Origin of the sequence: Solibacillus merdavium (assembly GCF_014836935.1) — a bacterium.
GTDB classification, from domain to species: Bacteria; Bacillota; Bacilli; order Bacillales_A; family Planococcaceae; genus Solibacillus; species Solibacillus ferritrahens.
The window spans coordinates 13215-27274 of sequence record NZ_JACSPW010000007.1; the positions used below are offsets into that span (position 1 = coordinate 13215).

General features: G+C 38.1%; 17 protein-coding genes. 12 read left to right on the forward strand and 5 right to left on the reverse strand.

All coding sequences use genetic code 11. The features are described from left to right. Positions 1-21: 21 nt before the first annotated feature. Complete coding sequence (locus H9632_RS08595) at positions 22-885, reverse strand: phosphotransferase family protein (RefSeq protein ID WP_191703706.1); 864 nt, start codon at positions 883-885, stop codon at positions 22-24. A 14-nt stretch (positions 886-899) separates the two neighbouring features. Then, complete coding sequence (locus H9632_RS08600) at positions 900-1124, reverse strand: hypothetical protein (protein ID WP_191703707.1); 225 nt, start codon at positions 1122-1124, stop codon at positions 900-902. A gap of 197 nt (positions 1125-1321) precedes the next feature. On the opposite strand from H9632_RS08600, the gene H9632_RS08605 reads away from it, so the two are divergent. Then, on the forward strand, positions 1322-1768 hold the full coding sequence (locus H9632_RS08605) for a GNAT family N-acetyltransferase (protein ID WP_191703708.1): 447 nt from the start codon (positions 1322-1324) through the stop codon (positions 1766-1768). A 792-nt stretch (positions 1769-2560) separates the two neighbouring features. Here the strand turns inward: H9632_RS08605 and H9632_RS19070 are convergent. Further along, positions 2561-3319, reverse strand: a complete 759-nt coding sequence (locus tag H9632_RS19070; RefSeq protein ID WP_191703869.1) for a methyl-accepting chemotaxis protein — start codon at positions 3317-3319, stop codon at positions 2561-2563. Positions 3320-3667: 348 nt separating this feature from the next. Between H9632_RS19070 and H9632_RS08615 the strand changes: the two genes are divergently transcribed. The 4 genes from H9632_RS08615 (at position 3668) to H9632_RS08630 (ending at position 5580) form a co-directional block, all read left to right on the forward strand. Beyond that, on the forward strand, positions 3668-3748 hold the full coding sequence (locus H9632_RS08615; protein ID WP_263618322.1) for a GGDEF domain-containing protein: 81 nt from the start codon (positions 3668-3670) through the stop codon (positions 3746-3748). Between the two features lie 54 nt (positions 3749-3802). Beyond that, a complete protein-coding gene (locus H9632_RS08620) occupies positions 3803-4102 on the forward strand; it encodes a hypothetical protein (protein WP_191703709.1) in 300 nt (99 codons plus the stop codon). A 21-nt stretch (positions 4103-4123) separates the two neighbouring features. Further along, entirely contained in the window at positions 4124-4462 is a 339-nt protein-coding gene (locus tag H9632_RS08625) for a 4-aminobutyrate aminotransferase (RefSeq protein WP_191703710.1), read from the forward strand. Positions 4463-4905: 443 nt separating this feature from the next. Next, the gene (locus tag H9632_RS08630; protein WP_191703711.1) at positions 4906-5580 is read left to right on the forward strand and encodes a hypothetical protein; all 675 of its coding nucleotides are present in this window, start codon (positions 4906-4908) and stop codon (positions 5578-5580) included. Between the two features lie 123 nt (positions 5581-5703). Here the strand turns inward: H9632_RS08630 and H9632_RS08635 are convergent, their stop codons facing one another. Together H9632_RS08635 and H9632_RS08640 are read right to left on the reverse strand one after the other, a co-directional pair. Continuing rightward, positions 5704-5898: a hypothetical protein gene (locus tag H9632_RS08635; RefSeq protein ID WP_191703712.1), complete on the reverse strand. Its 195-nt coding sequence runs from the start codon at positions 5896-5898 to the stop codon at positions 5704-5706. After that, positions 5870-6187 (reverse strand): MerR family transcriptional regulator, encoded by a 318-nt coding sequence (locus H9632_RS08640; RefSeq protein WP_191703713.1) that lies wholly within the window; start codon positions 6185-6187, stop codon positions 5870-5872. Before H9632_RS08640 ends, H9632_RS08635 begins: the two co-directional genes overlap by 29 nt. A 273-nt stretch (positions 6188-6460) precedes the next feature. Here H9632_RS08640 and H9632_RS08645 point away from each other — a divergent pair, with 273 nt between their 5' ends. Genes H9632_RS08645 through H9632_RS08675 form a run of 7 tightly spaced genes read left to right on the forward strand, consistent with a single transcriptional unit; the run spans position 6461 to position 13570 of the window. Then, positions 6461-7459 (forward strand): ABC transporter substrate-binding protein, encoded by a 999-nt coding sequence (locus H9632_RS08645; RefSeq protein WP_191703714.1) that lies wholly within the window; start codon positions 6461-6463, stop codon positions 7457-7459. A gap of 17 nt (positions 7460-7476) precedes the next feature. Beyond that, a complete protein-coding gene (locus H9632_RS08650) occupies positions 7477-8328 on the forward strand; it encodes an ABC transporter ATP-binding protein (RefSeq protein WP_225223757.1) in 852 nt (283 codons plus the stop codon). A gap of 23 nt (positions 8329-8351) precedes the next feature. Continuing rightward, a complete protein-coding gene (locus H9632_RS08655) occupies positions 8352-9110 on the forward strand; it encodes an ABC transporter permease (RefSeq protein WP_191699722.1) in 759 nt (252 codons plus the stop codon). A gap of 45 nt (positions 9111-9155) precedes the next feature. Next, positions 9156-9854 (forward strand): isochorismatase family protein, encoded by a 699-nt coding sequence (locus H9632_RS08660; RefSeq protein WP_191703715.1) that lies wholly within the window; start codon positions 9156-9158, stop codon positions 9852-9854. A 22-nt stretch (positions 9855-9876) separates the two neighbouring features. Then, entirely contained in the window at positions 9877-10644 is a 768-nt protein-coding gene (locus tag H9632_RS08665; RefSeq protein ID WP_191703716.1) for an IclR family transcriptional regulator, read from the forward strand. A 28-nt stretch (positions 10645-10672) separates the two neighbouring features. Then, positions 10673-12136 carry an MFS transporter gene (locus H9632_RS08670; RefSeq protein WP_191703717.1) on the forward strand — a complete coding sequence of 488 codons (1464 nt, stop codon included), beginning with the start codon at positions 10673-10675 and terminating at the stop codon, positions 12134-12136. 18 nt (positions 12137-12154) lie between these two features. Then, complete coding sequence (locus tag H9632_RS08675) at positions 12155-13570, forward strand: dihydroorotase (RefSeq protein ID WP_191703718.1); 1416 nt, start codon at positions 12155-12157, stop codon at positions 13568-13570. The last annotated feature ends 490 nt before the right edge of the window (positions 13571-14060 follow it).

Below are 14060 nucleotides of genomic sequence, written 5' to 3' on the forward strand. Positions count from 1 at the left end.
ATCTACTCGGCACTATTTTTTTTACATAACAAAAGTCTTTAATTTAGCTAAATTTTCTTCTAAAAACAAAGCGTTTTTTTCAATACCACGACGCTTAGACCAGCCAATACTATTGAAGGCATCTATAAATGAATAAAACGGTAAGACTGTATCTAAATCAATGAGTGGCCTAACGCTTTTATAGCCTTCTTGAAACGCCTCATAGAAAGCAGGGTTGAAGCTTAAGAAATCACGGTTCAATTTTGTGAAGTCTATTTCTGTTGAACCGAAGCGGACACTTTCAAAATCAATCATGCCTGAAACTTGATTGCTGTCAATAATAATATTGGCTGGTCGGAAATCCATATGTACAAAGCTCGGTCCATCATGAGGAGGAAGCTGCTGTTTCATTTCCTCAAATTTCTCAATGGCTTTCCTGTACAAATAGTCGTCCACAACAGTGATTACATCTTCAGCAAAGCTATAAAATTGTTTCTCGATAAAATGAGACCAGTTTGGAAATTCATTTTGGATACCGGTTAACAATTTCCCTTCTGGTGGACGAATCGAATGCATAGTGCCTTGAAGAACACCTACTTGAAAAGCTACGGTTGGCGAAACATCTGTTGTTAACGGTTTTCCTTTTAATTCAGACAATAAAAAAGCGCCGGAACAGGCATCATCACCAGACCAGTAATCCAACATTTCCGGAATAGCAACACGCCCCTTCAAAACCTCATAAGCTTCCAATTCACGCTGCCATTTCAATTTTGTATAGGGAATTTTCAAAAAAACATTTTCCCCATTTAATAATGTGCATTTATAGACGGTAGAACTATGAGAATTTTCCACATCACTAACAGATTGCACCTGCAGCCCAAATCGATCAATTAAACTATTTAACAACAAACAAACCTCCCTTAAGCTATCTCTACTTTTGTAAGTATAAAAATAACAAGAATTATAAGCGTTAACATCAGAATCCCGATTAAGGACACCCATTTTGAATAACGTATTGTGCCTTCAATTACTTGATGCGCTTCTTTGTACTTCATCCGTTTTAGCCACACTAAACTTTTTTTCGGGTTGAAAAAGATCCAAATTAAAACTGCATATATTAGATTAATTGACAGTATTATCGCCATTTACAGCACCTTTCAAGAAGAATAAGTATTAGTTCGCAACCTAAATGAGAGCCACTAAAATCTGTTAAACTGCTCAAATCCGTACGTTTAAGTATAACAGCTTGAAGTCTTTAAATGGTATAATTTTACACATGTACTTTTTAAAATTTAGGTGAGGTGAATAGTGTGAATAACTATGATGGGAAGGTGGTATTGCTTTGCTAGAGTTAAGAACAATTAATCAGGACAATTACGAAGAATGTTTAAACTTGCGGACAATTGATACCAATGTGGACTTTGTAGATTCTGTAGCGTGGTCATTAGCCGAAGCGTGGGTATATTATGAGGATTCACGACCTTTTGCAATTTATGCCGATAATGTGATGGTAGGTTTTGTTTCAATGTATATTGGCGAAAATAACCCCCAAATCATAAATTTTATGATAGATAGCCGGTTTCAAAGAAGGGGCTATGGATCAGCAGCGGCTAAGCTTTGTATTGAGTATTTATGTAAAGAATTCAATGCACGTAGGATTTCCGCACCAGTTAATCTAGAAAATATCACTGCACAAAAATTTTGGAGCAACTTAGGCTTTGAATCAAAAGACGATATAGAGGATGGTTATCTTTATATGCGGTTGTACATATCAGAAAAATATGTCTGAAAATATAAAATGAAACCTATTTCTATAAAAAGGCTACGATTATAACGTATCCAAAACAAACGGCACCGCCTTGTTAGATGTGTCTAACAAATGGGGTGCTTTGGAATGTTTAGAGGAATGGAGGTTCAATACTTTGAGTATCAAGACGTTTCTTCTTAGTTCTATCGTTATCTATATAATGATTAGCCTTCCTACGATGTTAGGGATTGGTTATGTTATTGATTGGGTGCCAGAAACAACAGAATTACAAAAATTTAAGGGATATGTTATGGAAGGACTTACAAACAACTACCTCATCAAAATTGTAATTTCAATAATAATCGGTGCTATCTTTAGCTTCTTTCTACAAAACAGTAATTATAAATTGGATTAATACATTTAATATTTTTTTGCTTTCATTCTAGAATTAAAATTTAGGATAAACTCGTACCCAAAAGCTACTAACAATCCAGTCCAAAAGATTACGCCTGAAGTAAGAGGCTCACTTCCAAATATTAGTGAGTAAACATAATTAATAAATAATAGCAGCATATAAGTGTAAAAACCGAGGATGGCTCCTTTTCTCCAATTATTCTGCTCAACCTTAGCCATCTTTCTGAAGAATCTCATTTTAAGCCTCCACATTGTTAGTTTACAAAAGATGATACAGCAATACTCCATACAATTAAAACAAATGACGCTGTTAATAAAAATGTATTGAAAGTGGTAGGTAGGTCTTCTTCACCCCATCATAACATCAAAAAAGCCCAATTCCTTATGAAGAATTGTGCCCTTAAGTGGAAAACAAATATTCTATTTCATAACACTTTCAAATTCTGCAATCGTCTTCGTAAATTTTGATTGAGTTTCTAGGACGATTTTTTGTAAATCGTCTGTAATTTTGCTTACATTTTCTACGTCTTGTAAAATGGTTTCAACATTCTGATTGACACTTTTAATGGCATCATCGACATTACCAGCCAATCTCCTCACTTCTTCAGCTACTACTTTAAAGCCTCGTCCCTGTTCTCCTACACGTGCAGCTTCAATTGCTGCATTTAAAGCCAATACATTGGTTTGTCTGGAAATATTGCGTATCGTTTTAGTGATTTCAGTGATTAGATCAATCTGACTCTTTAGCGATTCAACTGCTATTATTTTTTCATTAGAATTTCCAACGACCAAATTTACTAATTCGATTGGCATTTCCTTTAATTCCGAAGTGATTTTATTAGTGGTATTTTCACGTTGGGTAATATTGGTTGCTATTTTAAGTACAGCTTCAACTTTACCTTCATGATTTAAAATAGGAATATAGGTAGCCTCTAACCAGAGTATATGACCTGTTTTATTAACCCGTTGAATCTTTGATTGATACTTTACACCTTTACTAAGATTATTCCATAATTCTTTATATTCTTTGCTGTTTCTAAACTCCGTAGTGCAAAACTGTTCATGTTGCATGTTTTTCATTTCAGTAACTGTATAGCCTAATGTTTCAGAAAAATTTTCATTTACCCAAATTACTTCTCTATTTAAGTTGAATTCAATCATTGCTAAACTTGTTTCCATTGCAGCTAAAACAGATTTTTCATTTAGTATCTGAGTACTTATGTTAACGCTCGGAGAAATGATCAACTCAGAGAAACCCCCTTATAAAGAATTATTAATACCCTATTATCTAGGAAATTTAATTATATAGTAATTTAGTGCTAATTCAATAAAGTATCCACTTATTTTTTATAATATGCTACATTTAAAGGAAAAAAATGTTAGAGAGGATAAACCAACTGTGGGGTCGCAATTGTACATGTATATTACGCTTGTTTGTATGTCGGGAGTACTTAATTTGTACTTATGTCTCTATGCCTTTAGTAAACGTCATAAATATACGAATATCGCAAGGAAACACTGCATCAGCTGCTCCATAAAGCAGATACAGCTTTGTATGCAGCTAAGCAAGAAGGACGCAATCAGGTGAATGTTTATGTGGGGAGCTAGGGGAGTTCTTTTAATGAATAGAACTAATATCCACTTTCAAAGGGAGTGAGTGTAATGATTGGATTTATAATGAGTGGCTTACTGTTGTTATTTGTGAGTATGAAATTTTATAAAAACAGAGAGATTTTCAAACAGCTTTCAAAAAAAGACTGGCTACAGTATGGCGCAGGATTTTTATTTGCATGGGCTGTAGCGATATTGGTGATTATGGGTGGTGCCAATCTTACGGAAACAATTCAAATAGGTTGGTTAGAGAACGTTTTGGAGTTTGTCATTATTTTGATTGGATTAGCTTTAGCGGGATTCATTATGAATAAAACCTTACCAGACAAATTAAGGGAGTTTTACTCGTGATATTAGGAAGGGGGATTTCATATGGATGATATTATAGGATTCGCTGTCGTTCTGATAATAATTTCAGGTTTAGTTTATGCTTTATTAAATCAAATTAAATATTCAAAGGCTAGTGAAAGTATTGTGGGAAGTCCGCTGTTTCGAAAGCAATTGAAAAGAAAAAATAAAGTTATGACTGTGTCATTATTTGGAGTGTTATTATTTTACACATTGAATATTGTGAGCGGTTTAAATATCGTTTCAAATCTCACTTTTTTAAATAACTTTACTTCACTCGGTGCCTTTGTTAGTTTAATAATTTTCCTCTATACAAAATTTGCAATGACACCAAAACAGGTAGATCGTAGTTTATATAATTAAGATCACTAGAGATAAAATAAGGGGAGAATTTTCCGCTATTTCCTCGATGACCGTAGTTTTTGGGGTAAATAAGGGGAAATTTTTCCCTTATTGCTCTGGAAATCATGTTTTTTTAAGTTTTTTTGGTGAATAAGGGAAGTTTCTTCCGCTATTTTGGCTGATTTTCGGGTGATTTTTAAAATAAGGGGAATTCTTACCGTTATTTTTAGCGTGTCATAACCGGGTTACTCCTAAATAAACTTAATAAGTCAAAACGAGGCTGCCAAAGGATTAGATGATTGAAATCTAACTCTTTGGCAGTTTTATTATTATAAATACATAAAGTCTCATAGTAAAAGTAGCCCATAAAATAAAATTCACTTGTTATTTAATGGGTAGTATATTAGTTTTATTGTATAAGGTACAATATCCTATAAAATAGAAAGAGAATGGGTGAATAAAGTATGGGTTTTTTGAAAGATCTTGGAGAAGGTGCAGGGTGGTTAGTTGGTAATGTGACTGGTGGCATTATCAAAGGTGTTGGAGAATTGACTAATTCGGATTTTATACAAGAGGTTGGAGAAGGTGTAAAAAACTCTACTGAATTTGTAGGAAAACAATTAGGTAATGTAGCAGAAGGTGCCTGGAATGTTGGAAGTGGAATTGTTACTAAAGATGACTATAAAATTGATCAAGGATTCGATGACTTAGGTGAGGGAGTTGGAAACACTGCTAAGGCAATTGGACAAGGTATCTCTGTAACGGTAAATAATATTGGAGATGTCGCTGGTGGTTTGATGGATGGAGATTCAAACCGGTCATTAGAAGGGGCAAAGCAACTAGGTAAAACGGCGCTAATTGCTACCCTTGGCGTCTCGGTTTTGGATATGGCCAATGTAGTTGATGTAAATGGTAATGAAGGTGTAAATATAGCGCAAGAAAGTGATGTAAAAGTAGATCATATTCAAGTTGAAAACACTAATTCCCATACGGTTGAACCACATTGGAGAACCCTTCCTTCTGGTGAAACTATATGGGTAGATGGTGACGGAAATACAGATGTAAATCTTAGTGCGCAAGATGGTGGAGGTTGGTCTCAATCTAACCCTGATTACCGTATACCGACGGATAAAGCATAGTATTTTTATTTAATCTCTTTATAAGAAACAGGGAAAAGTTACACCCACGAAAATAAGAGGAGAATTTTCCTCTATTTGCTCGATGACCACGGTTCTGGGATTAAATAAGGGTAAGATTTCCCCTTATTGCCTGAAAAATCGTACTTTTTCCAACTTTTCAGGTGAATAAGGGAAAATTCTCCCTCTATTTTGGCTGATTTTCGTGTGAATTTCTAAATAAGCGGAATTGTTACCGTTATTCCAAGCGTTGAGGTATAACCGTATTAATAAAAAAGCATCAAACCCTCCTTTATCCAGGGGTTTGATGCTTTTTTGCATTGTCTAGAGCCCCCTTATATTTCTGAGAAGAATAAGGAAGACCGCGCTTTTTGAGCAACGCTTTTATTTCAACTGTTTGAACGCCTTCTTCCACACATTCTGCGATGAGGCTGAGTATTTCAATATCCTTGAGAGAAAATTTTCTTGTGCCTTTAGTAGATCGCGCGGGGAGGATGAGGCCGCGCTCCTCATAATATCGGATTTGACGAATGGATAATCCAAGAAGCTCACTAACATTACCGATTGAAATGATTTTCTTATCGCGAAAAGATTGATAGCTTTCATTCATAATAGACCACCTCTCGTTAATAAAAGTTACATATTAATATTTTTATATTAAATTTTATTAATTAACTATTCATAATGTTAGGATAGTTAACATTTTATTTCAACAAAACATCTAAAAACGAGAATTATGTTAGAAAATCTAACAAGATAGTAGTCAGAAAATTATAAAAATATATACTAAGAATATCTCAAGCGAATGACCTTATCGAAAAATGGAACGCATTCCGTATCGTGAAACAGGTCTCTTGAAAACATTTTAGAGGAGGAAACCAAGATGATGAAATTAAAAAAGAATGGTTTTTATTTACTAACACTGATGATGCTTCTTTTATTAAGTGCATGCAGTAAAGATGAAGCGAAAACAACGGCTTCAGCCGAAAATGGCGGTGTGATTCCTTTAAAAGTTGGTATTCAGAAAAATGCTGCTTTAACAAATGCCTGGATTGCAGAAAGTGTCGGTATTTATGAAGAGCACGGATTAGATGTCAAACTTATCGAATTTAAATCAGGCTCAGAATCGATCAATGCGCAGCGTTCTGGCAGTGTTGATATTATTTTGTCAGCTCCAGGTACGGCGATGGTGGCGAATGAATCCGGATTTGACCTTGTGTCCATTGCTCAAAATGAAATTGCACAAGCAGAAGGACCTGATACAGCCTCTGTTCAAGTATTAGCCGATTCAAAAATTGAAAACTTAAAAGATTTAGAAGGAAAAAAGGTAGCAATTTATGACTCACGTAACCAGTTAGTTTTAGGACTGAAAAAGATTATTGAAGAGTCCGGAGCAGATGTGGATAAAGTTGAATTTGTAGAAGTACCGTTTTCAAGTATGGGGGATGCCCTTAAGAACAATCAGGTTGACGCCATTTCTTTAGTAGATCCTTATACAACACAGCTCGTTTCTGAAGGGACAACAAAAGTAATCTCTTGGAATTACGTAGAAAGTATTCCGGAACAACCGGTAGGAGCTTGGTATGCACGTAGTAAATTTGTTGAAGAAAACCCGGAAGCTGTTTCCCGCTTTTATGATGCGATCTCCGCTTCGATTGAATATATGTTAGCGGATGAAGAGCGTGCCAAAAAACATATCGTTGATTTCACAGGTGTGGATGAAAAGTTAATTACCGATATGCCGCAAATTGCGTGGAGCAATGAATTCAATACAGACGTATGGCAGCAAATTGTTGATATGTATGTAGAAGCAGGCGAGTTAAAACAAAAGCATGAAGCAACAGAGTACTTTTCACAATATGTCACGGAAACTTTGAAGTAAAGGAAGGGTGGATTGTTATGAATTTATCAAATGTGTATGAATTAGGTACAGACAATGAAATGCAAATAGAGACAGGGCGTCCGAAAACACTTATCCATATTGAAGGAGTGAACAAGGAGTTTTCTGTAAACAAAAATAAGATTACCGTATTTGAGAACTTTTCGTACAAAATCCCCGAAGGTAGCTTTCTTTCCATTGTCGGCCCTTCTGGATGCGGGAAGTCAACACTGCTGAAACTGATTTCCGGGCTGGAAACTCCTACAAGTGGAACAATCAACTTCGATGGGCAAGTCATTAGCGGACCGCCAAAAGGAATGATTTATGTATTCCAGCAATATACGAAATCGATTTTCCCGTGGTATACCGTTTTGGAAAATATTGAATTTGGACTGAATACGCAAAAGAAGAATATTTCCAAGCAAGAAGCGAAAGAGCGCTGCATGGAATATATAAAACTCGTTGGTCTTGAAGGATATGAAGACTATTATCCATCTCAGCTGTCAGGTGGTATGCAGCAGCGTGTTGTCATTGCCCGCGCATTAATTTGCGAACCGAAAGTACTTTTAATGGATGAACCGTTCAGTGCGGTCGATGCGATGACACGAGCAATCTTACAGGAGCTGCTACTGAGTATTTGGGAGAAGCTGCCGATCACGATTTTGTTTGTAACACATGATGTAGATGAAGCCGTATTTTTATCAAGCCATATTATTTCACTAGGGAAGGCACCTATTGGATTAAAAGAAGATATCGTTGTGAATTTGCCTTACCCCCGAAACCAAATTGATACGAGAAAAAGTAAGCACTTTACGACGATGCAGTTGAAGCTGTTTTCGAGTATCTTCTCGCAAGAAAAGGGACAGGCGTAAATATGAAATAGGAGGAGATGTATATGTTAAAACGTTGGCCGGGATTTGTATTGATAATAGCACTTTTAGTAATGTGGGAGATTGCCTCAAAAACGGGGATCGTTGACTCTGTAAGCATGCCTCCAGTTAGTCAGGTATTTACAACATGGGGCGGTATTATAGCTAACGGTGAACTATTAAATTACTTGCTGCCGAGTTTAGGAAGAATTTTCAGTGGCTTCTTATTAGCAGCATTAGTAGCAGTTCCACTTGGTTTATTAATGGGTACAACGCCTTTTATTTATCGTTTGCTAGAGCCGATTACAGAGCTTATTCGTCCAATACCGGCTTCTGCTTATATTCCGGTAGCAATCTTATTTTTAGGAATTGAAAATGAAATGAAAGTATTTGTAATCTTCCTTTCAAGCTTATTCCCGATTTTATTAAACACTTACAGCGGTGTACGTGGTGTAGATCCAATCTTAATCGATACAGGCCGTACATTTGGTGTTTCGAAAATGAAGTCGTTGTTTAAAATCATTTTGCCGGCAGCACTTCCTTCTATATTAACTGGTATGAGGGTTTCAGTTGGTATTGCACTTGTCGTAGCGGTCGTAGCAGAAATGATTACGGGTAACAGCGGCATCGGGTATTTCATTTTGGACATGCAGCGCATTTTCCGTGTAGCAGAAATGTTTGCAGGTATTTTCACATTAGGAATTATCGGTTACTTAATTAACTTCGGCTTCCTAAAAGTAGAGCAATACTTCTTGCGCTGGAGAGGAAATACAGGCGGAGTTTAAGGATGCATTTAATAAAAGAAACGAACTATAAAGGAGGAATTGACGATGACAAGAATTTGGGATGAACTACTTTCAGAAACGGATAAATTGGTGATAGAAAGAGGCGGCTACGGAAAGTCGAGAGGGCTAGGCAAAAGCCCGCTGCTATTAATCATTGATCCGCAATATAACTATATGGGAGAAAATGTGCCGATTGAAGAGCAGCTGCATAAGTATCCGAGCGGTGGCGGTGAAAAAGCATGGGCAACACTTGAAAACGTGAAGCTCTTAAAGGCATTGGCAGATGAAGTGGGTATCCCGACAATTTACACGCGAAATGTGCAGAAAAAATCAGTTCAGTTTGATTCCTTTGCTTTAAAGGCAAATCGCGATAATTCCAATTATGTGGATGGCATGCCGGGGACGATGATTATTGATGAACTATTGCCTTCTGATAAAGATATCGTCGTGGACAAAAGCTATGCCAGTGCATTTTTCGGTACACCGTTAATTAGCTATCTTGTGAAGTTAGGTGTCGATTCGTTAATTGTTGTCGGTGGCTCAACTGGTGGCTGTGTCCGGGCAACGATTGTCGATGCTGTTACACATAATTTCAATGTGGCGATTGTAGAAGACGCGGTATATGACCGGATTGAACTGTCCCATAAAGCAGCTTTATTGGATTTATGGATGAAATATTGTGACGTTGTCCCGACCGAGGATATTAAAGAGTACTTGCTTAACTTAAAGACGGCCGTCAGATAACTATTTGAATGGAGGTTGTGGGATGAGGCAACAAACTTCAAACGTTCAATCAGTAGAAAGAGCTTTGCAAATTTTATCTTGTTTCACAATCGAAGAGAAAAGTTTATCCGTTAAAGAGATTTCAGAAAAATTATTGCTTCCTAAAAGTACAGTAGTCCGGATTTTGCACACATTAAAATCGCAGCGCTTTATCGAGCAGGACAGCTTAACGCAGCTTTATCAATTAGGCTTTAAAGTATTTGAGCTAGGGAATGCCTATGCGGCGACGATTGATTTAAGGCAACTGGCGCTCCCGGTTATGAGGGCGCTTAATGAGGAAACGTTGGAAACGGTGAGTCTAAACGTACTCGATGGCTACAACCGTGTCTGTATTGAAAAGGTGGAAAGCAGTCAGCAAATCCGAAACTTTGTGAAAGTCGGGGGACGTAGTGCACTTTGTTACGGGGCTTCCGGAAAGCTGTTGTTCAGCTATTTATCGAATGATGAGCAAAAAATGGTGATGCAGCAGGAGGCACTTGATTTCAGTCGGCAGGAAGTTCTGTTGGAGCAAGCCCGGCAAATTCGTAACGATGGCTATGCGATCAGTTTAAGCGAGCGGATTGAAGGGCTGCTATCGATTTCATCCCCGATCTTTGACAACAAGCACCAGATCATTGGAGGATTATCGATTTCTGGTCCGGTAGCGCGGATGGGGGTCAAGCAGGAGCAGATGATTCAGTCATTATTAAAGGCTTCTGTCGAAATCTCCGAAAAAATGGGCTACATCCAACTGATTATAGCTTCTGAGTAATGGGATCATGAGAATGGAGTAGATGTGTATGGGGGACAAGTTTAATCCTTGGAAAGTACTGATGATAACGAGCTTAGGTGTTCTGCTAGTCATGATGAATATGAGTACGTTAAATGTAGCGCTTCCCTCGATCACAACGCATTTCCAGGCATCTTCTTTAGAAGCAAGCTGGATATTGCTGTCATACATGCTATTCAATACGGTCTTCATACTAGTTTTTGGGAAGGTCGCGGATTTATTCGGACGTAAAAGGCTTTATATTATCGGCATTGGGAGCTTCACTATTTTCAGCCTTCTATGCGGATATGCAACAGATGTTGGCATGCTGATTGTGTTAAGGGCACTGCAAGGAATTAGCGGGGCGCTTGTCATAACGAATACGACACCGATGATTGTATCTGCATTTAAAACGGAAAAATTAAGTTCAGCGCTCGGAATTAATGTAGTCGTTTCTTCGATTGCGCAGCTCATCGGACCGGTTGTAGGCGGATACTTCACCTATATGTTTAACTGGCAATGGATGTTCTGGTTCAATATCCCAATCGGTATTAGCGGTACGGTTTTAGCAATATGGATGCTACCGAAAAATGTAGTGAAGCAGTCGAAAATAACGTTCGACTATTATGGAAGCTTACTTATATTAGCAGGTTTAGGCGGATTAATTTACGGGATATCGAGCAGCAGTGAACTTGGTTGGACACATATATCGGTTATTACGGGGATTACGATTTTCGTACTACTAGCCATTGTATTTTATTTTGTGGAACGAAAGGCGAAAATGCCCGTTGTGAACTTTGCATTATTTCGTCAACAAACCTTTTCAATGGCGAATATGACGACATTTTTAAATTCGCTTGCGCGGTCATCGGTTGTTCTGCTGATGGCATTATTTTTCCAAATCGTTTACGGGGCGAATGCTTTTCAGGCAGGCTTATGGGTATTGCCGATGACGGGAGGCACAGTCGTCGCATCGCTACTGATCGGAAGGCTAAGCTGTTACATACGAACAAGAATGTTAACGACAGCAGGCCTTTTCATTTCAACGATCGGAATGAGCTTACTGGCACTAAACATGAATGTGGCAAGTTCGTTTACCGCATTAATGATCGGGCAGTTCTTGATTGGGTTTGGGTCGGGTATTTTTATGACCCCGAATACACAGTTAATTATGATGAGTGTCCCGAGTCATTCAACAGGTGTCGCAAACGGACTACGATCGATGCTACAAAATATGGGTGGGGTACTGAGCACGGCGTTAGCGTTAATGATTGTCGTATCAGCTGTTCCGGGAGATTTAAAGGAAGCGGTGTATGCCGGTGCTGCAGCGAACGTTTCGGTAAACGGCTTAGTATTTATTACAAATGGATTCCAGTTGGCATTTATCATTACAACGATGATTACATTGAGTGCTGTATTTGCAGCTTTTTGGACAAGAGTACCAACATCACAGGCGAAGTCGGTGGAAGTGCAGGAAAAGCGTGATGTTGCCTAAACTTAAGGAGGAATGAGTATGAAGACGATTGTAAAAGGTGGAAATTTAGTTATTCCGTATGAAGGTGTAAAAAGAGCAGATATCATGATAGAGGATGGAATCATTGTAGCAATTGGCAACGATTTAAATGAGCACAATGCCGAAATTATTGATGCAACTGGCAAGCATATTTTCCCGGGCGCAATCGATGGTCATAGTCATTATGGCGTTTACGGGAGCTTAGCGGAGGACTATTACAAAACTTCGCGTTCTTCTGCCATTGGTGGGGTAACGTCAGTCATTAACTTTATGCGCAGCTCCCAATCATATAAAGACCAGCTGCCAACGGAAATCGGGATTGGGGAAAACGAAAGCATCATTGATTTCTGCTTCCACCTAGGTATTATGACGAACAAGCATTTGGAGGAAATGCGGTCCTATGTGAATGAATTTGGTTCCACTTCCTTTAAATTATATTTAGGCTACCGGGGTCAGGAGCAAAGCCGCTTTGGCACGGACCGCTTATTGGATGATGAGCTTTTATTAGATATTTTCGCTGAGATGAACAGTATTTCAAAAGATCTTATCTTGGCCATTCATTGCGAAAACGTTGATATGGGCAAACATTATACGAAAAAGTATGTAGATGTACCCGATCGGAATGAACTGATTTTCTTTGAAAAGTATAATCCTGATATTGTCGAGACGGAATCGGTTGTCCGCTGTGCGACACTGGCACTGCACTATGATGCAAAAATTACAGTCGTGCATATGAGTGCCGGTACAAGTATGCAGGCATTGGAAAAAATGACGCATTTCAATCCGGATATTGTCAATGTGGAAACATGTCCACACTACTTACTCGAAACGGTAGACAATAAGAAAGGCTTAGGGGCAATTGTGAAGCCACCGCTGCGATATAAGGAAGATAATGAGCTGTTATGGGAAGGCATTAAAAAAGGGATTGTGAAGTTTGTCGGGACTGACCACGTATCGATTTTCTGGAAGGATAAATTTAAGAATGGCTATGATATTGATAAAACGGTATTAGGATTTGGTGGGGCAGAATTCATGTTTCCGTTAATGCTAAGCGAAGGCCATTTCAAGCATGGACTGCCATTGGAAAAAATTGCAGAGCTGACAGCTGCGAATACAGCCAAAACATATGGCATGTATCCTCAAAAAGGAACGATCGAAATCGGCTCGGATGCAGATTTAGTGCTAGTGGATTTAGAGAAGAAGCTAACAATCGATGCGAATACTATTCCAATCAATTCAGACTACACGATTTATGAAGGCCGCGACATCCAAGGCTGGCCGGTAATGACAATTCGCCGCGGGGAAGTGATCGCAAAGAACGGTGAGGTTGTGGAACCGAAGACAAAAGGCAGATACATTTTCCGAAAAGCAGAGCCGGTGGGGACTGCACCGTTAGTTGAGGCAGCGGTGAATTAAATAGAAGAAAACGAATTGCCCCTTTTAATAGTGAGGGGCGGTTTGTTTTCTGTTTGTGACCAATAAAATAAGCGGAGAAATTCCTGTTATTTGCTAGTTGACCACTGTTTTGGGGTTAAATAAGGGGAAATTTTTCCCTTATCGATGGAAAAGTCACACATTTTCAAGATTTATAGGTAAATAACGGAAATTTCTTCCGTTATTTAGGCTGATTTTCAAAAGAAACTAAAAATAAGGGAAATTCCTTCCGTTATTTATTAAAACCAATTACATGAACTTGCCTACTCACCAAAAATAAGCGGAGAAAATCCCGCTATTTGCTGGTTGACCACCGTTTTGGGGTTAAATAAGGGGAAGTTTTTCCCTTATCGATGGAAAAGTCACACATTTTCAAGATTTATAGGTTAATAACGGAAATTTATTCCTTTATTTCGGCTGATTTTCAAAAGAAACTAAAAATAAGGGAAATTCCTTCCGTTATTTATTAAAA